This window comes from Tabrizicola flagellatus, from assembly GCF_046295235.1.
In the GTDB taxonomy this organism is placed as follows: Bacteria; Pseudomonadota; Alphaproteobacteria; order Rhodobacterales; family Rhodobacteraceae; genus Tabrizicola; species Tabrizicola flagellata_A.
In genome coordinates this window covers 4313-29729 of sequence record NZ_JBKBLV010000033.1, presented here as the reverse complement: position 1 = coordinate 29729, position 25417 = coordinate 4313, and the positions used below count along the sequence as shown (strand labels likewise).

Sequence of the window (25417 nt, the reverse complement as noted above, 5' to 3'; positions counted from 1 at the left end):
CGGCAAAGAGCCCGTGGCTGACGACCCTTTGTTAACGATCGCGCCGTCAGAATGTGCGCCTGGGTGATATTGCGGGTGGGTGCGATGATTGACTGGAAACGGGTTGACGAATTGCGGGAGGAAATCGGGGCGGACGGCTTTGCCGAAGTCGCAGACATGTTCCTGGAAGAGGCCGAAGGGGCCGTGCGGGCGCTGCTGGAGGGCGTGCCCGACAATGAGGTTGAGGGGCAGTTGCATTTCCTGAAGGGCAGCGCACTGAACCTGGGCCTCCGCGACCTTGCGGCGATCTGCCAGGAAGGTGAGCGTCGGGCCGCCGCCGGCGACGGGGTTCTGGTGGACGTGGCGCAGGTCGCATCGGTCTATCGCGCCTCGCGCGCCGGGCTGCTGGGCGGATTGTCCGCAGACAAGGCCGGCGCCGCCTGACGATGGGCCACCCGCGATCCGGGGCGCGTGGGCTTCAGGTCGTTGCACGACTAGATGAGAAACTCGGAAAGGGCCTCGTCGTTGGTGATGTCCCGGAAGGCCAGGCCCGCGGCATCCATGCGGGCGGTGAAGCCGGCGAACCCGCCGGCCGAGCGGGTCTCGATGCCGATCAGGACCGAGCCGAAGTTGCGCGCCGATTTCTTCAGGTATTCGAAGCGTGTGATGTCGTCATCGGGGCCAAGGAGGTTCAGGAACTCGCGCAGGGCGCCGGGGCGCTGCGGCATGCGCAGGATGAAATACTTCTTCAGCCCCGCGAACCGCTGGGCGCGTTCCTTGACCTCAGGCAGGCGCTCGAAGTCGAAATTCCCGCCCGAGGTGACGCAGACCACGGTCTTGCCCCGGATCTCCTCGGCCAGTTCGGGCAGCACGTCCAGGGACAGGGCGCCGGCAGGTTCCAGCACGATGCCCTCGTGGTTCAGCATTTCCAGCATGGTCACGCAGATCCGGTCCTCTGGCGCCAGAAGCACATCCTCGCGGTCCACCCAGTTCAGTCGGCGGAAGGTGTGGTCGCCGACCCGGGCCACGGCGGCGCCATCGACGAAGCTGTTGACCTGCGGCAGCTTGACGGGCGCGCCCTGCATCAGGGCGGCGGTCAGGCTGGCCCCGCCGAGGGGCTCGACAAAGCGGAAATCGGTGTCCGGCTCCACTTCGCGCAGATAGCTGGTCACCCCCGAGGCCAGCCCGCCCCCGCCGACCGGCAGCACCACGAGATCGGGCGCGCGGCCAAGCTGGTCGAGGAGTTCCACGCCGACCGACGCCTGTCCCTCGATCACGTCGGGATCGTCGAAGGGCGACAGGAAATGCGCCCGCGCCTCGGCACAGAAGGCCTGGGCGGCGGCAAGCGTCTGGTCGAAATAGTCGCCGGTCAGCACGATCTCGATGTTCGCGCCGCCGAAGACCCGGGTCTTGTCGATCTTCTGCTGCGGGGTTGTCACCGGCATGAAGATCGTGCCCGAGACATCGAAATGCCGGCAGGCATAGGCCATTCCCTGCGCATGGTTGCCCGCGCTGGCACAGACGAAGCGGCGCTGGTCGGGCCGCGCGGCGCGCACCTTGCGCATCGCATTGAAAGCGCCGCGCAGCTTGTAGCTGCGGACCGGCGACAGGTCCTCGCGCTTCAGCCAGATCTCGGCGCCGTAGCGGTCCGACAGGAAGTCGTTGCGCTGGAGCGGCGTTTCGGGGAACAGCGCGCGCAGGGCCGCGGTCGTCGCTCTTGCCGCATCCGCAAAGCCTGACATGGCCCCAGTATACCTCTGGTTTATGCGTTGTGTCATATTCTGGCCATGATTGGCGCCTCGGATGGAAGACCATTCATTAGCCTGTGCCATCCAGACAAGGACTCGCTCCAATGCGCAAGATGAAACTGTTGTCTGTACTTGCCGTGTCACTCCTGGTTTTTTCCCCGGCCCTGGCAGTTCTCCCCCCGGGGTTTGGCGCCGCACATGCCAAGGGTGAGGGCTCTGGTGGGGGGAAGGGCAAGTCTGAATCGAAGAAGTCCGAATCGGGTAAATCCGAGGCGAGATCGTCCGGGAAGGGGAAGTCCGAGGCGAAGTCGTCCGAGAAGCGCAAGGCCAAACAGGAGAAGTCCGCCAAATCCGCCACCAATAAGAAGACAACGAAGGCGGCCGAAGACGGCTCCATGAAGGCCGCCAAGGCCAAGTCCGCAAAGGCGGCTGGGCTTGCGCCGAACGAACTTGGCAAGATGAACGGCGCCATGAACGCCAACATAAACGCCGTGCTGGCGCATATCCGCAACGGCCAGACGACGAAGGGTCCGGTGGGCCTTCTGGCCGGGCTGGCGGTGGCGGACTCTTCGGCCCTGGCCGCGGCGGGTCAGGCGGCTGAACTGGAAGCACGCGCCGCGGAGTTCGATGCCCTTCAGGCGAAGGTCGAGGAAGCAGGCTTCGCGACCGTGGAAGATTATCTTCAGGCACGGACGGACGGCACGCTGACGGACGAGCAGCTGGCTGTGTCGGGTGACATCGACACAATGATCGCAGATTTTGGCGGAACCGATGCGACCGGGCTTCAGCTTGCAGAAAGCCGGCCGGAGGATGCGGAGATCCAGGCTGCCCGGGACGCCGCCGCCCTGGCGGGCCAGGCTGTCACCGATGCCGAACAGGCGATCATTGATGCCTGGAACAAGACGGGAGACGCGACTGCGCTGCTGGACGCCTTGCGCGCCAGGCTGGCCCCGCACCAGACCGAGATCGACGCCACCGTGGCCGAAACGCTGGCATCAGATGAGACCGCGGTGCTACTTCCCGAAGCGGATGAGGTCATCGTCGTGAAGTGATCCGCCTGGCCGCAGGGCCATGGCCGCACCGAAGCGATCGCCGAATCATCGGGGCGCGCGTCCGGCTTCTGCGGGTCGAGCCTCGACACGGGTTTCGGCCATTCTTGCCCTCGGCCCGGTTTCGCTTTAAGCGCCAGCGAAACCGGGACGGAGTGCATCCATGCAGAAGCCGAAGAAAGTCGTCCTCGCCTATTCGGGCGGGCTTGATACCTCGATCATCCTGAAATGGCTGCAGACGGAGTATGGCTGCGAGGTGGTGACCTTCACCGCCGATCTGGGCCAGGGCGAGGAGCTGGAGCCCGCCCGTCAGAAGGCGCTGCTTCTGGGGATCAGGCCCGAGAACATCCACATCGTCGATGTGCGTGAAGAATTCGTGCGCGACTTCGTCTTCCCGATGTTCCGGGCCAATGCGCTGTACGAGGGGCTGTATCTTCTGGGCACCTCGATCGCCCGGCCGCTGATCAGCCAGCACCTCGTGCGCATCGCGCATGAGACGGGCGCGGATGCGGTGGCGCATGGCGCGACGGGCAAGGGCAACGACCAGGTGCGGTTCGAGCTGTCTGCCGCGGCGCTGGATCCGGCGATCAAGGTGATCGCGCCCTGGCGACTGTGGAATCTGACCAGCCGGACGAAACTGCTTGAGTTCGCCGAGGCCAATCAGATTCCGATCGCCAAGGACAAGCGGGGAGAGGCTCCGTTCAGCGTGGACGCGAACCTGTTGCACACCTCGTCGGAGGGCCGCGTGCTGGAGAATCCGGCCGAGGAATTCCCGAACTATGTGTTGCAGCGGGTGGTGCCGGTGGAAGAGGCGCCGGATCAGGCCGAGATGGTGGAGATCACCTTCGAGAAGGGCGATGCCGTGGCGATCAACGGCGAGCGGATGTCGGCGGCCACGATCCTGACCCGGTTGAACGAGCTTGGCGGCAGGCACGGCGTGGGGGTGCTGGACCTGGTGGAGAACCGCTTCGTGGGCATGAAGAGCCGCGGGGTCTACGAGACGCCGGGCGGCACGATCCTGCTGGAGGCGCACCGGGGGATCGAGCAGATCACGCTGGACGCGGGCGCGGGGCATCTGAAGGACAGCATCATGCCGCGCTATGCGGAACTGATCTACAACGGGTTCTGGTTCAGCCCGGAACGCGAGGCGCTGCAGGCGCTGATCGACAAGACGCAGGAGCATGTGACCGGGACGGTGAGGGTGAAGCTTTACAAGGGCTCGGCCCGGACGGTGGCGCGCTGGTCTGAGCATTCGCTTTACAGCGAGAAGCACGTCACCTTCGAGGAGGATGCCGGCGCCTACGACCAGAAGGACGCGGAAGGCTTCATCAGGCTGAATGCGCTGCGGCTGCGGCTGATCGCCAGCCGGAACGCGCGGGTGGCGAAGTAGCCGTCCACGGTGGACGGGACTCTGGTCAAAGGCAAATCAATGCGTTGAGGGCGCGCATTTACGCGCCCTTTACCTTTGGCGGTGTGCCGCGGAACGCTCGTCGATGACTTCGTCACTCCTCGCTTGGCCTTCGCGACGAGAAGCCGGAGGCGCACGAGGAGCCTAGAGCGCAAGCTGCGTCACGGCGCGGGCGACGGCGCAGACGATGTCGCGGGCATAGGCGGCATCCGTCGTCCGGTCGGCGGCGCGGTGGTAGTTCGGATTGCCGTCGGCGGCGGGCTCGGTGGGCAGGTTCGCGAAGAAATCCTCGCTGGCCAGCACTGCGCCCCAGCCCTGCTGATGGAAGGCCGCATGGTCCGAGCGGTTGATCGCCCCGTCATAGACGTTGCGGTCCGGCCCGCCGAAGGTCGAGGTGCCCTTGTAGATCTGCGCGAGCGCCAGCCGGCCAAGCTGGGCGGCGGCCAGCGCCACGCGGTCGGCCAGCGGCAGGCTCAGGTCGCGGATCGCGGGGTCGGTATAGCCCGCATGCAGCTCGAAGATCCGGTTGGCGTCGGAATTGTAGCCGATCATGTCCATGCAGATCACCGCCCGCACCGGCGCCCGAGCCGCCTTCAGGGATGCCGCATAGGCCTTGGACCCGACCAGGCCCGATTCCTCGGCATTGAAGAAACAGAAGCGGACGGTGTGGGTCAGCCTGCCGGCATAGGCGCGGAAGTGGCGGGCGAGCGACAGCACCCCGGCCAGGCCGGAGCCGTTGTCGTCGCGCCCCGGCGCAGGGCTGCTGGGCGCCTGGTAGCCCGGTTCGAACCCGGCAGTCGAATCCATATGCGCGCCGACGATGACGAGACCCGCGCCGAAGCCGGGGAGCGGGCAGCGGTGCTTCCACCAGGGAAACCAGGGTTGCAGCTTCAGGACCCGTTCGATCTCGGCCCGGATGGTGGCATCGGGCAGATCGTCGAAGCCCTCGGCCCAGCTGTCCGGGGCGAGGGCGCCGAGGTCCGGCAGCCAGCGGTCGGGCGGGGGCAGGGGCCCGGCATCGCGCAGGATGCGAAGGTAACGCTCCAGGATCTCGGGCCGGATCCGCAGGCGGCCCAGGCCGGGCAGGTCGGCGATGATGTTGGAATGGGTGGCCCCGGCATGGACGAAGTCGTGCCGCCAAGGGCAGTAGCCCATGGCGCGCAGGTCGGCGATCAGCGCGGCCTCGGCGCGCTTGTTGTCGGGATGCGCGGAATGGCGCGAGACGATGGGGCCGGCGGCATCGAGCGCGGTGACGCCCGTGTAGCGGTCGAGGTCGGCCTCGTAGGCGGCGGTCACCACCGAACAGCGCGGGCGGATCGCGGCGAGGATCTTGCGGACGGCGGGGTCGATTTCCACGGCCTCCAGGATCTCGGGCAGCTTGCCGATGTCGGGCACGTCGAAATCGGCGGCCTCGTGCAGGGCCGGTTGCAGAAGGCCCGGGTCGGGGGCGAGAAACTCGGCATGGCCATGGCCGCCGTGCAGGTGGAAGGCCTCGGCCGTCTCGCCGGGTTTCAGCGCGATCAGGATCTGGCCCGGCTCGCTGTAGAGGATCGGCCGGCCGGCCAGCGCGGCGGCGAGGTCGTCCTGGTGGCCGGGATCGCCCGCGTCGAGCCGGGCCCAGACCAGATCCTCGGTCGCGGGGTCACAGGCGAGGGGCAAGACCGAGAGGCCCATCGCGGCGGCGGTGGCCTGGGCCTCGGGCGGGGTCAGGGCAATCAGCGCCCAGCCCTCGGTTGCGGGCTGGAACTGCATCGGGATCGCGCCGCTGCGGGCCGCGAAGCGTTCGACGACAGCGCGCGGTCCCGCGATGCGGGCGGCGACGGGGGTCACGCCGCGGGCCAGCATCGGGATCAGCGCGGGATGGGCGGCGGAGGTGAAGCCCGCGGCCTGCGCCTCGCCCCGCAGGCGCCGGTCGGCCGAGACCAGCGCGGTCGCCGGATCGCCGCCCGACAGCGCGCCGTGGTCGCCGTAGGACAGCGGGCCGAGCGGCAGCAGGCGGAGGCCGGCGGGGGCGAAACCCGTCAGGGCCTCGGCGCCGGGCAGGTCGGCGGCGCCGGGGAGGACAAGCAGGATCTCGACCCCGGAGAGGCCGGTTGCGGCCGCGTGCAGCGACGGCGCGAGGTCGAGACCAAGGAGGCGGCCGTCCTCCTGGCGCAGGGTGCCGCTGGTCTGGTCGAGAACGACGATGGCGCGGGTAATCGGGGGCATGGGGGTCTCCTGACGGTCAGGGCGTGGGGGTGCCGTAGCGCAGGCGCAGGATGCGGGTCGCGCACCAGCTGCGGGTGAGGACGAAGAGCCGGTCGAACTGGCTGTCGGCCAGTTCGGGCAGGCCGGGGGCGCCGAGGGCGGCGGCAATGTCGTCCACGGTGTTGGAATGGGCGACGACCAGGACGGTGCGTCCGGCGTGGCCGGCGCGGATCGCGGCGACCAGGCCCGCGGCGTCGGTGGCGGCGTAGAGGGTGGGTTGCAGGCCCGCCGCCTGCGCCGCCGGGGTGCCGGTCTGGCGCGAGCGCAGCGTGTCGGTGACGAAGACCGCCGAGAGGTTGGCGTCTTGCAGCATCCGGGCCAGAAGCGCCGCGCGGGCCTGGCCGGCAGGGGTGAGCGCCGGATCGGACCCGGCCCCGCGTTCGGCATGACGGACCATGACGACCGTCACGGTCCACATGAGCTTGGCAAGCCTGCGCTTGATGGTGGCAGTCGGTTCGATCTCGTGCAGTGGCAGAATCGCCGCTCCGGAGGGGGCGGAGGTCGGGCTGTCCATGGCGATCCCTTCCTGAAATGATGGTCGCGCTGCGACGGGCCGGAGCCTTGCGGCCCCGGCCCGGTCCGGCGGTTCAGTCGCCGTCGAAGTCGATTTCCAGCCGCATGGTGCGGATGCCGCGCGTGCCGCCGTCGATCTCCTCTCCGCGAAGGATCTTCAGGATCTCTTCCATCGTCGGGCGCCGGGTGCGGACCGGACGGTCGGGGAGCTTCGGCGGCCAGTCCTGCGGGCCGTTCGGCGGGCCGTCCTTCGGCGGATCGTCGTCGTCGTCGTCGGGCTCTCCGGGGTCGTCGTCCCTGGCCGTGCGGAAGTCGAGCTTGTAGGTCATGCCGCCCGACAACTCGCCGTCGAGGAAGGTGCTGATCCGGATCTCGTCATCCTTGCGGTCGATCGACTGCCTGAGGAGATCGGCGTCGAAATCCTTGCCGCGGGTCAGGACCAGCATGACCTTGCGGCTTTCGCGCGGGCCAAGCTCGAACTTCGCGCCGCCGGCCGAGCGGATGGCGATGCGCCAGCCCAGCTTTTGCAGGAACCTGGGCAGCGTCACCTCGACCTTGGCCACCACGGGCTTCCTGAACGGGTTGCGGATCCAGATGAGGTGCTTGCGGAACAGCTTGATGATGTCGAGGATCGTCGGCCGGACCGGAGAAATGTTGCGCTGGCCGATGTTGTTGTCGAAGGGCACGAAGCGGTGTTCGGGGATGGTGCCCTGGATCGTGGTGTCGTTGCCGGGGTCGCCGGTGGCATGGGCGATGGCCATGAGGCATTCGTGGCCGACCACGGTCGGGACAAAGCGGAAGGGCCCGAGGATCACGCTCGCCCCTGGCGCGAGCGGACCTGGGGCGGACAGCGTGGGCGTGTCCATCGGCGCCCAGTCGTCGGGGAAGGCGAGGCCCGAGCCGGGCAGCGCGTGGTAGGCATCCACCCGCACGTTCTGCGCCGGTTGCATCCCGCGGTTCTTCACCCGGACGTACATATAGCTCTTGAAACCCACGAGCGGGTTCTGGTGCGTGAGCCCGCCGTCGGGGCGGCGCCGGCACCACATGTCCTGGCAGGACCAGTGGTTCGCGAGGTAGGTGTATTCCCCGCCCCGTCCGTCGTCGATGTAGACATCCACGTCCGGCGGGTTGCCTTCGCGGTTCACCGTCTGCGGCTGGCCGGGAGCGGCGCCGGGCTGGAACAGTCCCTGCTTCTCGAAGGCCCAGCGGATCACCTTGTGCAGTGCCCCGCCGGGGATGCCCTTGAACGAGGGCGTGGTCCTGTCGGCGGTCTGGAGATGGCCCACGAAGACTTCCGGGATCGCCGTGGTGGCGGTCATCAGACCGATGGCCTTGAAGATAAGATAGGCCGTGACCTGGGCCGCGCGGCGCTGGGTCGCCAGGTGCGGGGAATCGCCGCCGATGGCGCGGTAGAAGCGGAAGAGCGTGGTGGAAAGCACCTGCTCGCCGCCATACTGGGTGTTCCAGCGCGGGCCGAACCAGGCCCAGCCGTCGGCGATGGCGCGGTCGTGGCGGCGGTCGATGTTGAGGCCCGCCGCGGTCCAGGGGAAGGTCATGAACCGGTCTGCGGCCTGCGAGCCGGGGTCGTTCAGCACCGCCCCCAGCGCGTCGCCCGCCGAATGGGCGAAGCCGAAGTTCGGGCTGTTCACGTTGTCCCACAGGAGCGCGTGGCCGAATTCGTGCCAGACCACCCGGTTGTCGGTGGCAATCCCGATGGTCTGTCCGGGGATCATCTTGCCGAAGCGCAACTCAAGCAGTCCGTTGCCCATCGCGTTGCCGGGGGCCTGGGCGTTGACCGCGTCACCCAGCGCGCGGAAGTCGCAGGGCACCGGGAAGGTCGTGCCGTTGAAATAGGAGGCGACGTTGAAGCCGTAGTCCTCCATCGTGCGGAACAGTCGGTCGCAGTGGTGATAGCAGTTGGTCGCGGTGAATTCCTCGGTCTGGGCGTCGTAGTTGAAGGCGCCGTTGATGTTCGGAACCGTGGGCGCGGTCTGCACCGGGGCCTGGGTCTCGGCGATGCGGACATAGTTCCCCGACAGGGGCTGCGGCACCGCCGGGATCAGCCCGGCCATGGTGTGCGAGCTGCGGAACGGGTTCAGCACCGCGTTCGACGAGGCGGCCGAGACATTGGCCCCGGTCTGGGTCTGCGGATCGCGGTCGAAGACAAGGCCGGTCGCGCAGGCCACCAGCGCCCGCAGATAGAGGACATCGCCGCTTTTCGGCTCGACCAGAGCGCGCCAGTTGACAGGCGCCTGCCCCTTGCCCATCGCCGCCTGGAACAGCACCTCGTCGCAGATGTAGTGCTTGCCCTTGGCCAGACCCTTCAACTTGGGCGCGGGCAGGCGCGGCAGGTCCACCCCCGGCCCGCCGATGCAGCCTTCGTGGTCATGGGTCTCTTCGCGCTGATCGGGTTCGTAGCGCAGGACGACCTGACGCTCGATCCGGGCATTGTCCATGTCGGGAAGTTCGATGCCCAGAAGCTTGACCAGCGCGGCGCGGCCGAGCTTGCGGGTGCCGGCCGGGGCAAGTGCCGCGGGGTTCTCAACCTCGATCTCGGCGTGCATCGAGGACTGGACCGATTCCAGCGCCAGACTTTCGCCGTCCATCTGCATCCCGAGGCGGGCCCCGAACACGTCGAGCCCCATGACCCTTTGCTGATAGACGACGACCTTGGTGCCGGCGACGTCCCGTTCCGACTGGAATTCGGCCACCGGCGTGTCGCCCGCGCCTTCCAGCGTGGGGTCTCCGGCCAGCCGGGTTCCTGCAAGGCCAAGCGTGTCTTGCAGGGATTTCATGTAGTGCTCCGCCGCAAGCTGCGGCGTGGACAGAGTGGTGGCGCTTTCGAGTGTCGAGGCCTCGGGGGCCTGAACGAAAACGACTTCGCCATACTCGTTGCGAACAACGGTCTCGGCCATCGTTTATCCTTCCTGGACTGGGGAGGTCCGCCTGGGCGGGCCTTAATGAATGGGCGTGCTGCCGGTGAAATCCGGTTGGAAGAAAAGGGACTTTGCTTTCCTGGAACAGGCGCCGAAATCAATGTGGCGCCATGCGAAAAGCCTAGCGCAATTGCCCGAGTCGGCCAAAGCCTGAATCAACCTGAAGCGGAACCTGACGGATTATTCACGCTATCTTCAGCACAAATCCGCTAGTATCTTAAGAATTGTTGATCGTTTTACAGTTTTGCGGCCGCTGCACGTCAGGCCTTTCGGGCAACCCCTCGCCCACATCTTCGCCGCGTGGCGGCCTGGTCGTGATCCGGTGTCTGAACATTGCATCCTGGAGGTGGCCTCATGCCGCAGCTTTATGGTTTGCCCGCCCTGCGCAGCCTGATGCAGGACGCCGCGCAAGAGGATACGCGCTCCATCTATGACCCCGACCGGCTGCGGTTCGCGCTGACCGTGCCGGCGGGCGGCGCGGATGCGGCGGCGCTGCGGGCAAGGCTTGCGGCGCTGCTGGGATCGGACCGCTTCGCGCTGGAGCCCCTGTTCGACGCGCCCGAGCCGGACGAGCCCGTCACCTTCACCTTCGCTCCCTTCGGCCTGGACCGCACCCTGCCCGAGGATGCGCTGTTCGGCATCGCGGCCGAACTGCGCGGCGAGCTCGGGCTTGTCGCCTGCGACCCCGACCTCGGCGCCACCGCCTATGTAGAGCCGGTGCCCGAGACGCCCGCCGGCACCGAAGGCGTGGTGATGGATGCCATCTGCTGGGAGAAGGGCACCCCGCCGGAACCGAAGACCTGGGCGCTGGAAAAGACCCGGGTCGTCCAGGCCTGGGCGATGTCGCCGGGCAAGGGCAAGGGGATCATCGTGGCACAGCCAGACACCGGCGTCGCCGACCATGCCGAGTTCGCGGACACCACCTTCGATTTCGGCAAGTCGCTGAACCTGATCGAGGGCGGCAGTCAGCCGACCGATCCGCTGGCGGCCTCGATGTCGAACCCGGGGCATGGCACCGGCACCGGGTCGGTGCTGGCCTCGGGCGAGGGCGGGCGGATGAAGGGGGCTGCGCCGAGGGCGACGCTGGTGCCGATCCGCGCAATCAACGATGTCAAGATCTTCAACGCGGCGCCGGTGGCGAAGGCGATCGACCATGCGGTAAGCGTCGGCGCGCATGTGATCTCGATGAGCCTCGGCGGCATCCCGTCCTTTGCCCTGCGGCAGGCGATCCGGCGGGCGGTGCGGCAGAACGTGATCCTGGTTGCGGCGGCGGGCAACTGCGTCGGGCTGGTGGTCTGGCCGGCCGCCTATCCCGAGATGATCGCGGTCGGCGGCACGAACATCCGCGACAGGCGCTGGAAGGGCTCGTCGCATGGTCCGGCGGTGGATTTCGCCGCCCCGGCCGAGTTCGTCTGGCGGGCCGACCGGCAGAAGCCCGACGCGCCGAAGGACGGGATCGCGGGCGGGCAGGGCACCTCGTTCGCCACGGCGCTGACGGCAGGCATTGCGGCGCTGTGGTTGGGGCATCACGGCCGGGCGAAGGTGATCGCCGAGGCCAATGTGCGGGGCGTCAGCGTGCAGGCGCTGTTCCGGACGGCGGTGCAGCAGACGGCGCGGAAGCCGGTCGGGTTCCCCTCGGGTCTTGGCGCGGGGGTCATCAATGCGGAGGCGCTGTTGTCTCTGGCCTTGCCCTCGATCGCGTCGGCGGCGCCGGAATCGGCCTTCCAGGACCCCAGCGGCGGGATCGAGCCCGCGCTGACGCGGATGTTCGGGCCGGGGCGGCTGGATCCCGACTTCGACTGGGATGCGCATGGGCCGGAGGTCGCGGCGCTCGTGCTGGCCGATGCGCGGGCCGGGCGCAGTCCGCGGGGCGCCGGGCGCGAGGTGCGGGCGTTCCGGCAGGCATCGTCCGGGCTGACCGATGCGGCTGCGGCAAGCCGCGACCCGCGCCTGGCGCAACTGGCGCTGCGCGGGCGGCCGCCGGCGCCCGCGATCCTGGTTCCCGCCCCGGTAGATGCCGGCCGGCTGGCCGGGGTGCTGAGAAGCCTGGGCGCGGCCGCAACGCCGGGGATCACCCCGGAGGCCGCGGCCTCGGTGGACCCGAAGGACGGGCAGGCGCGGCTGGACGCGCCGGGGCGGCGCGAGCTGCTGAAGCCGCTGACCCGGCGGCTGGAGAAGGGCAAGCAGACGGTGGATCTGGACCGGCTGGACGCGGGGCTTGCGCGGCTGCATGCCGAGGGCACCTCGGCCCGGCTGGACGAGACGACGCTGATCGAGCTGGAGGCGCTGGTCTCGCTGACCGACCGCCCGGCCTTGCCGGTCACCTGGCGCACCACGCCGGAGGGGCGGCAGGTGCAGAGCATCGACACCGACGACCCCGAATTGGGGCAGTTCGCGGCGCTTCTGGTCCTCGCGCGGCCGGACCTGGAGGCGGGGCCCTTGCAGGCGGTGGGGCGGGTCGACGGCGACGGCATCCATCTGGGCACCGGCTTCGTGGTCGGGCCGGGGCTGGTGATGACCAACCGGCATGTGCTGGAGGAATTCGCCGCCCCCCTGCCGCGCGCCGACAACCCGCGGCGCTGGCAGATGGTGCGGGCGGCGACGATCGACTTTTCGCCCTCGGGCAACGATCCGGCGCAACGCTTCGCCATCGAGGAGGTGGCCTTTGCCGGCCCACGGCAGATTCACCGCCTGCCGATCAGTTTCGACAAGCTGGACATGGCGATCCTGCGGGTCCAGCCGGTGAACGGCGCCGGCATGGCGCTGCCGAAGCCGTTCCGGGTGAACGCGGACCCGGCCTGGCGCGGGGCGGATGCGAACCTGTTCGTGGTGGGGTTCCCGGCGCCGCCGGCCTCGGTCCCGCGGGACGAGCGCGGCGCGCTGCGCCACGACGTGATCGAGCGGTTGCGCGAACTTTACGGACTGAACTACCGGCGCAAGTATTTCAGCCCCGGACTGGCTGGGGCGGCGCGGGCGCAGGCGGCGCGGGCCACGGTGTTCGACCACGACGCGACGACCCTGGGCGGCAATTCGGGGTCGGTCGTCGCCCAGCTGAGCGGTGATCTGCCGGCGGTGGGTCTGCATTTCGCGGGCGACTGGCTGCGCGCCAACCATGCGCATGACCTGGCGCTGGTCCGGGCCGGAACTCCCGGCGTCGCCGCCCTGCTGCCGTGACCGGGCCCGCCCCGAGCCCGGCGCTGACCCCGGCGCAGGCCGAGGCCCTGGCGCGCGGGATCACGGGCAGCCGGCTGGCGGTGGCCGCCGTCCATGACGAGATCGCTGCGCGGGTGTCGCGCGACCTGCCGGATTTCAAGACCGTGGCGCTGGGTCTCCACCAGCCCGTCCCGGCCTTTGCGGCGGTGATCCTGGCCGCGGCCAGCCGGGATCCGCCCTGGCACGGGACCCTCCTGGCCGAGCTTTCCGCGCTGGGGATGATCGACCTGCCGGCGGCCATGGCCGAGGCCGAGGCGGTGGGCGGCAGCGTCCAGGTCCTGCCGCAGAACGCCGATGGCAGCGGGATCGGGGTGCAGGATTTCGCGCAGGCCATGTCGCCCGCGCTGGGCATGGCCGACCTGCTTGCCGCCTTCAACCTGGCCGCGCGGCGGCTGTGCCTGGTCCGGGTCGCCGATGCGCAGGGGGCGGGCACGGCAAGCCAGGGCACGGGGTTCCTGATCGGGCCGCATACGGTGCTGACCTGCTTGCATGTGGTCGCGCCGCTGATCGATCCGGCGACCGGCCGCCTGCGCGACAACGCCGCCGCGCGCCTGTCCTGCCGGTTCGAAACGCTGGGCACCGGCGATGGCCGGCTTTACCCGGTGCCCGAGGACTGGCTCGTCGCCTTCAGCCCCGCGCGGAAGGCTCCGGGCGACGCGGCCCCGCAGGCGGCCAGCCCGGACGGCACGTTCCTCGACTATTGCGCGATCCGGCTGCGCGGCGCCCCGGGGCGCGAGCGCGGCTGGTACGACCTGGCGCAAACCGGCGCGCTGGACCATGCGACGGACAATTTCTTTGTCTTCCAGCATCCCGCCGCCGTCCCGCAACGCGCAGGCTTCGCCCCTGGCACCGTGGTGGACCCCGACGACCCGAACCACCTGCGCCACCGGGTCTGGACGGCCGGCGGCTCGTCGGGCGGCCTGTGCCTGGACAACCGCCTGCGTCCGATCGCGCTGCATCGGGCCAAGGTCACGGCACGCGACGCGCTGGGCCGCGAGCGCACGCTGCACAATCTGGCCGTCCGCCTGTCGGCGATCCATGCCGCGCGGCCCGACCTGGGCGATGCACGGCTGGGCGACCCGCAGCGGCGCAACGACCGGCTGTCGCGGCTGGCGGACGGCTCGCGTGCGGTGGTGGGGAGGGCCAGCACGCAGGACACCCTGCGGCGCATGCAGCTGGGGCCGGATCCGGCGATCCTGATCGTGCAGGGGCCGAAAGACAGCGGGAAGAGCTTCTCGACGGTGCTTCTGCGCGACTCGGTCCCGATCGAGGCCCGGACGATCATCGAGCTGTCCGCGGGCGAGCTGCCTGCAAAGGCGATGGACCTGGCGCGGCTGATCCTGGCCCGGGCGGGCGTGCCTGCGGGCAGGATCGACGCGGTGTTGTCCGCGCAGGGCGGCCTGACCACGGCGGCGGCGACCGTGGCCGGAATCTTCGCCGTGCTGAAGCGGGAATTGCTGGACCTGGCCCGCGGCAATCCGGCGCAGCCGCGCACGCTGTGGCTGGTGATCGACGAGCTGGACGTGGCCCGCCTGCCCGGGATCGGCGCGCGGATGCTCCTGGACCAGATCTACAGCGATGGCGAACTGCGCGAGGCCCTGCGCGTGGTGCTGATCGGTCTGACCGATACGCTGGTCGGGGTTGAGGCCCGGCTGATCGGCTTCGACCCGGTCCCCGACCCGGCGCGGATCGCGGCGCAGGAGCTTGAGGACTGCCTGGACGGGCTGACCGTCGCGGCGGGCAAGGCTCCGGCCGTCGGAGAGTCGCGCCGCCATGCCCGGCTGGTGCTGGGCGCGGCCGAGGAACTGGCGCGGCAAGGCGGCGGGCGGTCGCTGCTGGCGCTTCTGTCGGGCTATCTCGCGCATGTCTATCTGAAGGCGGTCGAGGAATGGTAGCCATGGCCGACATCGACCTGACCCGCGCCGCGCTGATCGGCGCCTACGACCCGCGCGTGCTGCTTGGCCCTACGCCCGAGGACGGAGCAGCGCGGTTGCAGGCGCTGGCGGCGGTTTCCACCGAGGTGCAGGTTGGCGAGACCTGGCTGTGGCGGCTGACCCCGGACGCGCAGCGCGACGGCCTGGCGCGGTTGCCCGCGGGCGCGGCGCGGCGGGCGCTGCTGGCGGGCCTGCCCGAGGCCGGAGACGATGCCCTGGCCCGTTCGCTGCGGCTTCTGCTTGCTGGCGGGCGGGCCGCGCCGGCCATTGCCCGGCCGCGCCGGATCCGGCCGAAGGAAGAGGATCTGCCCGCGCTGTTGAGCCTCTTGCAGGCGCTGGAGCTTTTGCGGAACGCGAAGGTCGAGCTTGAGGGCTGGGCCGCCGACCCTGATCTCGCGCGGCGCTTGGCGCGCCTTGCCGTGCAGTCCGACAAGCTTGCAGCCAGCCGGCAGATCCTGGGCTGGAAGTTGCGGGGCCGCAGGGCCGAGCTGTCGGCGCTTGCGGATTTCGCCGCCACGGGGCGGATCCGCATCCCTCCGCTGGTCCTGCCGGACGCACCTGTCGCCACCGCAAGCAGCGCGCCGCCCACGGTGATCCTGTCCGGGCTGGGCGGCAGCGGGAAGTCAGCGCTGCTCGAAGCCCTGCGGCGGCGTCTTGGGCGAGACCGGTCCATCCTGCGGGTGGTGTTCGACCTGGACCAGCCCGCCCTGCGCGCAGGGCACCGGGTTGCGCTGACCCAGGAACTCCTGCGCCAGGTGGGCGAACAGCGGGCGGATCTGGATGAAAGACTGTCGGCGATCCGGCAGACCCTGCGCGGCGGTGTGGCGGCGGGCAGCGAGACTGTCGATCCCGGCCGCGAGGCGAGTGCTGTCGTGGCCAGCCTGACGGCGCTGAACGAGATCCTGACGGAAGAGGGCGGCGACGCTCCGATCCGGCTGGTGCTGATCTTCGACACCTTCGAGGAGGCGCTGATCGTGGGCGAATACCGGGTCGGGCTGATCGCCGACTGGATCGCGCTGGTCGGCCGCCAGCGGCTGGTGCCCAGAGTCATCCTGTCGGGGCGCGAGGCCGGCACCATCCCGCCGGCCCATCTGCCGGGGCTGGCGGTGCAGGGTGTGCTGCCGCTGGGCGATCTGGGAACCCAGGCCGGGCGGGCGCTGCTGCGGGACCAGTTCCGGTCCCGCTCGGTCGAGGGCATCGACCTGGTGCCACGGCTGGTCGAGGTCTTCGGGTCGGACCCGCTGACGCTGATGATGATCGCGCGCTTTGCCGAAAGCCTGGGCCGGGAGGGGCGCGACGTGGAGGCGGAGCTGACCGCTCTCGTGCAGGACGGGCCGTCCGAGGCGCGGGGCCGGCTGGACGGCGAGTTGCGGCAGGCCTTCCTGTTCTCGCGCATCCTGGACCGGCTGCCGACGCGGGAGTTGCAGGCCGTGGCAAGCCCGGGACTGGTGCTGCGCGAGGTGACGCCCGAGCTGATCCGCGAGGTGCTGGCCGGCCCCTGCGGGTTGAAGGTGGATCTGACCGGGGTCGAGGCCAAGGCGCTGTTCGACAAGCTGGCCGAGATGGTCTGGCTGGTGCGGCCGGTCTCGGGTGCGCCGGACCGGGTCGAGCATCTGCCCGACCTGCGCCGGAGGATGCTGCCGCAGATCCTTCAGGATCCGAGGGCGAAGGCGGTGGCCGGGGCGGCGGCGGCCTGGTTCGAGGCGAGGGCCGCGCTTGGCGAGCCGGGGGCGGATCTGGACGCGGTCTACTACCGCGCCCTTGCCGACCCGGCCAGCCTGCCGCGCGAGCCCGATCTGCTGCGGCGGCTGGCCGATCACCTGGGCGTATTCGTGGATGACCTGGATTTCGCGCGCGACCGGTTCCGCGATGCCCGGGGACGGGTGGTCAGCCGCAAGGCCGTCGAAACCCTGGCCCGGGGGGCCGTGCAGCGCGGCGCGCGCGACCGGCGGCAGAAGGTGCAGATGTCGGAAGGCCAGGAACGCGCCGCGATCGAGGAGGCGGTCGGGGCCGAACCGCCGGACGATACGGCGATGTCCGCCGAGCAGGTGTCGCTGCGCTTTGCCGAGCTGAACCTGGCGCTGGTGGCGGGCGAGGCGCCGCGCCTGGCGCGACTGCTGCTGGATGCGATCCCCGGCACGGCCGCGCCGCTGTCGCCGCAAGGCGAGATGACGGCCGAGGATTTGCAGGGCCTGTCGGTCGCGGCTTTGCAGGCGGCGACGGCCTGCCATGCCCCGGACCTTGGCCCCGATCCGGCAGCGGGTCTGCGTGCGGCGGTGCGGGACTGGCTGGAGGATCCCGAGCGTCGTGAAAGGCTGCGGTGGGTCTTTGCCAATGCCGCCGAGCAATCGGGGCAGCTCTGGCCGGCGCGACTGGCCCTGGTGCTGGTCCTGTCGCTGGCCGGCAGCGTTGCATCGGCGGAAATGGGCGAGACCCTGTGGCAGGGCGTGCGGGCCATGGCGCGGCTGTCGCACAGCCCCTTTGCCTGGCGCAGCCTGCGACTTGCCGGCCCCTTGCCCGAGGATGCGGCGATCAAGGGTATCGCACTGGCCTATCTGGCGCCCGAGGTGATGAATTTCGTGGCCGGCGAGTTCCGCGACTGGGCCGAGAGAACGGTTCCCGATGCCCTGCGGCGGGAGGAGCTGCTGAAGGTGTTCGTTCCCTTCTTCGAGGCCCCGTCGCGGGTGTCCATCCGCGATCACAACGCGGTCGATGCCATGCTTTACCGCGAGGATTTCACCGTGAAGGAGAGGCTGCCGCTGTTCGGGAGGCTGCCGGCGACCATGCCGGGGCGCCTGCCCGAGTTCCACGGCGCGTTCCGAGTGATCCTGGGCGGTGACGATCTTGCCCCGGTCCTGGTGCAGGAGGCTGTCGCCGCGCTGGCGCGGTTCGTGCCGTGGTGGCCGGGGGAGCTTATGCCCGAGGTCTTTGCCGAAGCGCCCTACAGCCCGACGCTGGTCGCCTCGCTGATCGACACGGCGGACCGCTGCGGGCGCTTGCCGGACCTGGCGGCCGCGCTCGCCCGGCAGGCGGGGGCGCCGGCCGGGTGCGGGCGTCTTTCGGCGCTGATCGAGGCCACCGTCAACCACTATCGCCGGGCCGCCGAGGCGGGCCTGACCGGCGGTTAGGGCCCGTCGTGCGGCAGGGCGGCCGGCTGGCCGTTCCAGAGGCCCGACAGGCTGTAGGCCTGCGCAAAGCGGTCGTGACGGTAGGTCAGCTGCCCCTGCTGCGCGCCCGTGACGGCGATCTCCAGCAGCAGGACATCTTCCGTCTCTGGCAGGGTGTCATCGGTCCCGCTGCCCTCGACCGCAAGCCCGGACCAGAAGCGGCAGTCGGAGAATTGGTAGTCCGTGCCCCGGTCGTTCGGGGTTGCCGAGACTGTGCCGCCGAACGGGCAGCCGAAGGTCGTCGGGTGCTGGCCGTCCCAGCCGAAAAGCGGGATCAGGCTGAAAAGCTCGGTCTCGACCGCGCGGGCGACCGCGAAGGCGTCGGACATCTGCGCTGGCTCGGTCAGGGTGAGGGGTTTGTATTCGGCCATCGGATCCTGTTCGCACCGCTGCTCGCGGGCCACCGGCAACGTGCCGTCGTACAGGAGCGCCTCGACGATTCGGTCCGGGCAGGCATGGCCCCGGCCCCAGATCACATGCGATCCGCCGGCCATGAAGACGCCATAGGCATTGCGGGCAGCATCGAGGACGGAACGGGCCATCGAGACCGGCGTGATCGGGTCGCGGTCACCGTTCAGGACCAGCGTCGGCCAGTCGCCACCGGCGTAGGGGGCGGGCCGGCGGTCCGGTCCCTGGTGCGGCCAGAGCGCGCAGGCCACCCGCTCCAGGTAATAGGCCCGCAGCAGGCGCGGCGCCTGCGGCTTGAGCGCCCGGGCCTCGTCGAGGATGCGCCGGGCCCGTTCCTCGGGTGTGCCTTCGCCGCTGCCGTAGTCGGAACAGGTGATCGCGTAATAGGCCGCGCCGAACCAGCCGGGATCCTGAAGGCCGATCTCGGTCTCGGGGTCGATGTACATGTTCAGGTAGCCAAGCTGGAGCATCGGCACCAGGTTGCCGCGACCGGCAGCGGCCAGCGCGCGCAGGAACTCGGCCCGGCCCTCGGGCGAGTAGAGCGCGAAGAAGGCGTTGGCTTCGAGAAAGCCCGTGGTCAGGTGGCGCGTTGCGATGGTGCCGTCGGCCAACGGATAGGGCACCGGGATCGGCGCGGTGGCGGCGCGGCGGGCAAGGTCGTCATAGGCGGTAGCCGCGCCGCCGGGAATGTCGGCCGCGCAGGCCGGTTGCGCAGCGCAGAGCGCGAAGGTTTCGGACAAGAGCGCCTCGGCCGCCAGGGTGTAGCGGCGGTAGAAGCCTTCGGCGTCCAGCGTCAGGTCGACCACGCCGTCGAGGATGACCCCCCGGACCGCCTGGGGAAACTGCGTCGCATAGGCCTGCACGAGCTGGGTGCCGTAGCTTTCGCCGTAAAGCCAGACCTTCGGCGCGCCGATGGCCTGGCGGAAGGCCTCGGAATCGCGGATCGCCTGATCGGTGTCCACGACCGGCAGAAGCTGGTCCGGGTCCAGTTCGGCCGTGCAGTCGGTGACGAAGCGCCCGGCGGTGGCCAGCACCCCCTCGGGGTCATCCAGCGAGACCGGGGCGATGTCGAACCGCGCCTGCGCCGTCGGGCAGGCCAGGCCATGCACCGCGCCGGTTCCGCGCTGGTCCACGAAGACGATGTCGATGTTCTCGGCCAGGCTGGGGTCGAAGGCCGCGAGGTAGCTGTCGGTCGAGGCCAGCCCCGATCCGCCCGGACCGCCGACGAAGTAGAACAGGATCCCGCGGCTTTCGTTGCTGGCGAAGGACAGGGCGAAGGTGATTTCCAGCGTCTTGTCCGGGTCATTGGCGCGATGGTCGAGCGGCACCGTCAGCGAGGTGCAGGTCAGGTTGCTGAGGTCGCAGGGGAAGAGGTCGAGCCCGGACACCGCATCCCGCAGCGACATCTCGGCAGAGGCGGGGCTGGCAAGAAGGCCCAGAAAAAGCACGGCGTGACGCATCGGGGCCTTTCGGTCGGCGCAGGGATTCGGCGGTTTCGGCAGCCGAGTGCGGGGTCAGGCTAGTCCGCCGCACCGGAATGGCCAAGGGGGGTCGCACGGGTCGGCAAGGCTTCACCAGCCCGTGAAGCACGCATCGGTGACTGGACGTGCGGCGCGACGCGGGATCACCTTCTGCCCGTGTGGGTCGGGAGGCTGCGATGCTGCGATGGGTTCTGGTGGTGCTGGCGGGTCTGGCGGGGTCCGCGCAGGCCGACACGGCGATCGTCGCCGGGGGCTGCTTCTGGTGCGTGGAAGCGGATTTCGAGCAGGTGAAAGGCGTCAGCGGCGTGGTGTCGGGCTATACCGGCGGCACGCTGGCGAACCCGACCTACCGCAACCACGAGGGGCATCTGGAGGCGGTGGAGATCACCTTCGACCCCGAGGTGATTTCTTACGGCGACCTGATCGCGCTCTTCCTGCGGTCGGTCGATGTGCTGGACCCGGGCGGGCAGTTCTGCGACCGGGGCGATGCCTACCGCACCGCGATCTTCGTGCAAGGCAAGGAGCAGCGGCAGGCGGCGCTGGCGGAAGTGGCCCGGGCCGAGGACGCGCTGGGGCGGAAGATCGTGACTCCGGTCCTCGACGCCGGGACCTTCTGGCGCGCCGAGGATTACCACCAGGACTATTACAAGGGCTCCAGGATCATCCTGACCCGCGCCGGGCCGAAGTCGCAGGCCAATGCCTACAAGTTCTACCGCAAGGCCTGCGGCCGCGATGCGCGGGTCAGGGAGCTGTGGGGCGCCGAGGCCTTTCCGCGCTAGGCCAGCGGCGGCAGGCCTGCCAGGGCGCGGAACTCGGGGGCGCGGATGTCCAGTTCCTGCCCCACGAGCGCATCGGCCTCTGCCGTGCAGAGCCAGGCGATGGCGCGGGCGGGCTGGTCGGGCGGGGCGAGGTCGGCGCGGGGGATCCTCGAGACCGGGTTGATGCCGGAGGCACGGATCGCGCCCTGCATGTCGGTGTCCACCACCCCAGGCGCGAAGCCGAAGACGCGGATGCCCTGCGACCCGTATTCCAGATGGATCGAGCGGGTCAGCATCGCCAGCCCCGCCTTGCCCGCGCAATAGGCCGACCAGCCCTCCTGCGGGCGGTGCGCGGCGCCGGAGGAGATGTTGACGATGGTTCCCCCGCCCCGTGCAACCATTCCGGCCAGGGCGCATTGGGTGGCGTGGAAGGCCGAGGTGAGGTTGATGTCGATGCTGCGCGCCCAGTCCTCGGCCGAGACATCGAGGATCCGGCCGATGGGGCCGATGACGGCGGCGTTGTTCACCAGGATGTCGAAGCCCTGCTCCAGCAGCGTCGCCATGGCGATCCGGTCGGTCATGTCGGCCAGATGGCCGGTGGCCGGGGTCTCGCCCAACTCGCGCCTTGCGGCGGCGAGATTGGCCGCGCTGCGGGCGGTGAAATGGACCTCGGCCCCTGCTTCGGCCAAGGCGCGGACGGTGGCGAGGCCGATGCCGCGGTTGCCGCCGGTGACGAGGGCGGTCTTGCCGGAAAGTTTCATTTCGGGTTCCTTTCGTGATCCCCGGAGGTTAGCGGCGGCGGGGCGTCGCTGTCCACCCGCGGGCGCGTCTTGACCCCGCCGGCCGGTCGGGCAAGGTTCGGTCGTAAAGGGAGAGCAGGTTGCGCAAGCTGTTGATTGTCCTGATCCTCGCCGGCTGCGCGGCGCGGGGAGAGTTCGAGAAGGCCCCTGCAGGACTGGCCGGCGGCACGCCCGAGGCGATCTTCGTCGGCACGACCCGGGCCGAGGGGCCCGACGGCTTCGGCTTCGAGCGGTCGGAGCAGGCGAGTTTCCTGCGCTATGACGTCAGCATCCCGCCCGAGCGCGAGCCGGGCAAGGTCAACTGGCCGCCGAAGAGCCGCAAGCCCGACGCGCAGAAGGACTTCCTGCTGCTGGACTGGCAGCGGTTCGACTCGGGGGAGGAGTTCCGCGAGGCGCTGAGCGGGGCGCTGAAGCGGCGGGGGCAGACCGACGTGGTGATCTATGTCCACGGCTTCAACAACACCATGGCCGAGGGCGTCTACCGGGTGGCGCAGATGCACCACGACCTGAAGGTGCCGGGCGTCGCGGTGCATTTCGCCTGGCCCTCGCGCGGGTCGGCGCTGGGTTATGTCTATGACAGGGACTCGGTCATCGCCTCGCGCAGCGGGCTGGTGGCACTGATCGACGAGGTCGAGGCCGCGGGTGCGAAGAGCGTGATCCTGGTCGCCCATTCCATGGGCGCCTTCCTGACCATGGAGGCCTTGCGGCAGGAGGCGTTGCAGGATGGTCCGACGGCGCTGGAGCGGATCAGGGGCGTGGTGCTGATCGCGCCGGACCTGGCCCTGGACGTGTTCCGGTCACAGGCGCGCGACATCGGCAAACTGCCCGAGCCCTTCGTGATCTTCGGCAGTTCGCGCGACCGGATCCTGAACATCTCGGCGACGATCTCGGGCAGCGGCGAGCGGTTGGGCAACATCGAAGGCGTGGCGAGGATCGCCGATCTGAACGTGATCTATCTGGACACGGCTGCCTATTCGACGGGGACCGGGCACCTGAACCTGGGCGAGAACCCGGCACTTCTGAACCTGTTCGGCGGGCTGGTGGGGATCGCGGACGCCTTCACCGCAGACGCCCGGGCGCGGGTCGGCCTCTTGCCGGGGCTGGTGCTGACGGTCAGGAACGCGACCGAGATCGTGCTGGCGCCGGTCGGGGCGATCGCCGAGGGGCAATAGGGTTGCGGGGCCGGACGGCGGCGCGGCCTCCTCGTTCGACTGCGTCTCCTCGTCGGTGTGGCGCGAGGAGTGACGAAGTCATCGACGAGCGGTCAGCGGCGGCGGAGATAGACGTAATAGGCGCCGCCGCCGCCGTGCTTCAGATGCGCCTCGGTCACCTGCAGCACGACGGGGCCGAGCGGCGGCAGGTGCAGCCAGTGCGGCACCTGGTGGCGGAGCGCGCCGGTCCGCTGCGGGATCGGGCCGCTGTCGTCGCGCTGCTTGCCCTTGCCGGTGATGACGAGGACGAGGCGCAGGCCGGCGGCATGAGCGTTCAGGACGAAGCGGATCAGTTCGGGATGCGCCTCGGCCAGCGTCATCCCGTGCAGGTCGATTCGCGCCTCGGGGGCAAGCTTGCCGCGGGTCATCTTCGCGTGGGTGCCGGCATCCATCCGCAGGGGCGCCTGGCCAAGAAGCTGCGGCAGGGTCGGGGCAAGGTCGTGCCGTTCCGGGCTGCGGGCCTTCTCGCCGAGGGCGAAGGGCGGCAGGCGGGGTTTCGCCGGAGCCAGCGCGGGCGGCGGTTCCGACGCTGGCTCTGCGTCGGTGGGGAGGGGCAGCCTGGCGGTGTGCAGCGGCCGCGCAGTCCGTGCGACGCTGCGCCAGAGGTCGGCTTCCTCGGGCGAGAGGTGGCGGCGGCGGGCCATCGGGTCAGTCGTCTTCCAGCAGGGCGAAGGCGCGGTCGATGGGCAGGAGGAGGACCATGCGGCCGGGGTCCTTCACCGTGCCCGCGGCATCGCCTGCGCCTTTTCCGGTGCCATAGAAGATGTCGGCGCGCTGCATGCCCTTGATCGCGCCGCCGGTGTCCTGCGCCACCATCAGGCTGCGGATCGGGCGGCGGCCGTCCTTCTCGATCCAGACCGGGGCGCCGAGGGGCGTGAACTTGGGGTCGATGGCGATGGAGCGCAGCGCGGTGATGGACCGCCCCATGGCGCCGATCGGCCCGTCCTCGGGGCGCAGCGTTCCGATCTTGCGGAAGAAGACGTAGGAGGGGTTGGTGTCCAGAAGCTCTCGCCCGGTCGCGGGGTTCGACCGGACATAGGTTGCGATCTTGGGTGCCGAGACCTGGTCGAGTGAATGGGTGCCGCGGCGCACCATCTCTTGCCCGACGGACCGGTAGGCGTGGCCGTTCTTGCCGGCATAGCCCACGCGGACCACCGTGCCGTCGGTCATGCGGATGCGGCCGGAGCCCTGGACCTGAAGGAAATAGACATCCACCGGATCGTCGAGCCAGGCCAGTTCCAGCCCCCGGCCCGCGATCGCCCCACCCTCGATCGCCGCGCGGGTGTGATAGGCGACCCCGTCCTGCAATTCGGGCGGGCGGCGGTAGATCGGATACTGGAAGCGGCCGCTCCGGATGGGAGAGCCGGTCAGTTCCGGCTCGAAATAGCCGGTGAACAGCGCGGGCGGCTGCCCCACGACGACCGGGCGGAAAAACAGCTCGAAGAAGCTGCGGGCCGATGCGTCGTCCTTCGGCACGTCGGCGGCAACGGCGCAGATCGGCTTCCAGTCGGGCTGGTCGATCAGGTCGCAGGTGCCGAGAAAGGCGGTGAGCGCGGCCAGATGGTCGTCCTCCATCCAGCCGTCGAGTGCGTCGAAGTCCAGAAGCTCGGCCTTGGCGGGTCGGGCGGGCATCAGGCCGACCACGACCGCGAGGAAGGCCAGAGCAAGGGACCGGGCCGCGGACATGGCACAGCGGTCAGTCGCCGGTCGCGACAAGCTGCCAGTTCGGGTCGTCCGACCCCATCTGGCGCGCGAAGGTCCAGATATCGCGGGTCTTCTTCACCTCGCGCGGGGAGCCCTCGACGATCTCGCCAGCCTTGTTGCGCACGACATAGGTCTGGTCTGCGGCGAAGCGGACCGAGATCTCGGCCATCCGGCTGTCGGGGTTGTAGGTCGCGTCGTGCAGGGCAAGTTCCTTGATGCCAAGGAAATTGGCCTCGATCGTCAGGCCCTCGGCCTCGCGCGCGGCGATGGCTTCTGCGAAGCTCGCCTCGACGTCATCGGCCAGGAAGGGGCGGATGCGGTCGAGCTCGCCCTTCTCGAAGGCGGTGAGGATCATCTCGTAGGCGCCGCGCGCGCCTTGCAGGAACGGTCCGACGGCAAAGGCGGGTTCCGCCTTCTTCATCTCGGCCAGAGCCCGGGCGGCATCCGAGCCTTCGGCGACATGGTCGATGATGTCGCGGTCGAGACCGCCCTCGATCACCTCGAAGTCGCGACGGATGCGGGGACGCACGTCCTCGAGCGGAATCGGCGGCTTTTCAAAGCCGTCGCGGGTGCCCAGCACGGAACGGAGCTTGAGGATGAGAAAGATCGCGATCCCGGCGAGGACCAGGAGCTGGATCAAGGAGCCGTTCATAACTGACCTCTGAACCTTTGGTGTTCCGTTGGAATGGGCACGATTTGCCCCTATGTAGGGTGGGCACCCGCCGAAGTCTACCACACGAGACCGGATCGGACGGGCGGAGAGTGGCGATGGCGATCATCCTGGCAATTCTGGCGCTTCCCCTGGTGGAAATCGCGCTGTTCGTGACCCTGGGCGCGCGGCTGGGCCTGTGGCTGACCCTG

17 protein-coding genes are annotated in these 25417 nt (G+C 69.7%); 8 read left to right on the top strand and 9 right to left on the bottom strand.

Annotation, left to right across the window (positions count from 1 at the left end):
• Positions 1-84 precede the first annotated feature (84 nt).
• Entirely contained in the window at positions 85-423 is a 339-nt protein-coding gene (locus tag ACK4IU_RS14215) for an Hpt domain-containing protein (RefSeq protein ID WP_409736341.1), read from the top strand.
• Positions 424-473: 50 nt separating this feature from the next.
• Here ACK4IU_RS14215 and ilvA read toward each other — a convergent pair whose 3' ends face one another.
• Positions 474-1721, bottom strand: a complete 1248-nt coding sequence (gene ilvA, locus ACK4IU_RS14210; protein WP_409736339.1) for a threonine ammonia-lyase IlvA — start codon at positions 1719-1721, stop codon at positions 474-476.
• Between the two features lie 110 nt (positions 1722-1831).
• Here ilvA and ACK4IU_RS14205 point away from each other — a divergent pair, with 110 nt between their 5' ends.
• Both ACK4IU_RS14205 and ACK4IU_RS14200 read left to right on the top strand, forming a co-directional pair.
• Complete coding sequence (locus ACK4IU_RS14205; RefSeq protein WP_409736337.1) at positions 1832-2779, top strand: hypothetical protein; 948 nt, start codon at positions 1832-1834, stop codon at positions 2777-2779.
• A gap of 160 nt (positions 2780-2939) precedes the next feature.
• On the top strand, positions 2940-4166 hold the full coding sequence (locus ACK4IU_RS14200; RefSeq protein WP_409736335.1) for an argininosuccinate synthase: 1227 nt from the start codon (positions 2940-2942) through the stop codon (positions 4164-4166).
• A 162-nt stretch (positions 4167-4328) separates the two neighbouring features.
• Here ACK4IU_RS14200 and ACK4IU_RS14195 read toward each other — a convergent pair whose 3' ends face one another.
• From ACK4IU_RS14195 to ACK4IU_RS14185, 3 genes are all read right to left on the bottom strand, one after another.
• Positions 4329-6392, bottom strand: a complete 2064-nt coding sequence (locus ACK4IU_RS14195) for a M28 family metallopeptidase (RefSeq protein ID WP_409736333.1) — start codon at positions 6390-6392, stop codon at positions 4329-4331.
• A 16-nt stretch (positions 6393-6408) separates the two neighbouring features.
• Positions 6409-6945, bottom strand: coding sequence for a SixA phosphatase family protein (locus ACK4IU_RS14190; protein ID WP_409736331.1), 537 nt, complete (start codon positions 6943-6945; stop codon positions 6409-6411).
• A gap of 73 nt (positions 6946-7018) precedes the next feature.
• A complete protein-coding gene (locus tag ACK4IU_RS14185) occupies positions 7019-9859 on the bottom strand; it encodes a hypothetical protein (protein ID WP_409736329.1) in 2841 nt (946 codons plus the stop codon).
• 375 nt (positions 9860-10234) lie between these two features.
• On the opposite strand from ACK4IU_RS14185, the gene ACK4IU_RS14180 reads away from it, so the two are divergent.
• The 3 genes from ACK4IU_RS14180 to ACK4IU_RS14170 are packed head-to-tail and all read left to right on the top strand — an operon-like array spanning position 10235 to position 18155.
• Positions 10235-13054: a S8 family serine peptidase gene (locus tag ACK4IU_RS14180; protein WP_409736327.1), complete on the top strand. Its 2820-nt coding sequence runs from the start codon at positions 10235-10237 to the stop codon at positions 13052-13054.
• Entirely contained in the window at positions 13051-14988 is a 1938-nt protein-coding gene (locus tag ACK4IU_RS14175; protein WP_409736325.1) for a trypsin-like serine peptidase, read from the top strand. Before ACK4IU_RS14180 ends, ACK4IU_RS14175 begins: the two co-directional genes overlap by 4 nt.
• Before the next feature lie 2 nt (positions 14989-14990).
• On the top strand, positions 14991-18155 hold the full coding sequence (locus ACK4IU_RS14170) for an AAA family ATPase (RefSeq protein ID WP_409736323.1): 3165 nt from the start codon (positions 14991-14993) through the stop codon (positions 18153-18155).
• Here ACK4IU_RS14170 and ACK4IU_RS14165 read toward each other — a convergent pair.
• Entirely contained in the window at positions 18152-20062 is a 1911-nt protein-coding gene (locus tag ACK4IU_RS14165) for an alpha/beta fold hydrolase (protein WP_409736321.1), read from the bottom strand. The genes ACK4IU_RS14170 and ACK4IU_RS14165 overlap by 4 nt on opposite strands.
• Positions 20063-20259: 197 nt before the next feature.
• Here ACK4IU_RS14165 and msrA point away from each other — a divergent pair, with 197 nt between their 5' ends.
• Positions 20260-20862, top strand: a complete 603-nt coding sequence (msrA, locus tag ACK4IU_RS14160) for a peptide-methionine (S)-S-oxide reductase MsrA (protein ID WP_409736319.1) — start codon at positions 20260-20262, stop codon at positions 20860-20862.
• Here msrA and ACK4IU_RS14155 read toward each other — a convergent pair.
• Positions 20859-21602, bottom strand: coding sequence for an SDR family NAD(P)-dependent oxidoreductase (locus ACK4IU_RS14155; RefSeq protein WP_409736317.1), 744 nt, complete (start codon positions 21600-21602; stop codon positions 20859-20861). The genes msrA and ACK4IU_RS14155 overlap by 4 nt on opposite strands.
• Positions 21603-21721: 119 nt before the next feature.
• Between ACK4IU_RS14155 and ACK4IU_RS14150 the strand changes: the two genes are divergently transcribed.
• On the top strand, positions 21722-22813 hold the full coding sequence (locus ACK4IU_RS14150; RefSeq protein WP_409736315.1) for an alpha/beta hydrolase: 1092 nt from the start codon (positions 21722-21724) through the stop codon (positions 22811-22813).
• Between the two features lie 92 nt (positions 22814-22905).
• On the opposite strand, the gene ACK4IU_RS14145 is transcribed toward ACK4IU_RS14150, so the two are convergent.
• The 3 genes from ACK4IU_RS14145 to ACK4IU_RS14135 are packed head-to-tail and all read right to left on the bottom strand — an operon-like array spanning position 22906 to position 25208.
• Positions 22906-23496 (bottom strand): Smr/MutS family protein, encoded by a 591-nt coding sequence (locus ACK4IU_RS14145; RefSeq protein WP_409736313.1) that lies wholly within the window; start codon positions 23494-23496, stop codon positions 22906-22908.
• Positions 23497-23500: 4 nt separating this feature from the next.
• Positions 23501-24538, bottom strand: a complete 1038-nt coding sequence (locus ACK4IU_RS14140) for a murein transglycosylase A (protein WP_409736311.1) — start codon at positions 24536-24538, stop codon at positions 23501-23503.
• Positions 24539-24548: 10 nt separating this feature from the next.
• The gene (locus ACK4IU_RS14135; protein ID WP_409736309.1) at positions 24549-25208 is read right to left on the bottom strand and encodes a Tim44/TimA family putative adaptor protein; all 660 of its coding nucleotides are present in this window, start codon (positions 25206-25208) and stop codon (positions 24549-24551) included.
• Positions 25209-25417: the final 209 nt, after the last annotated feature.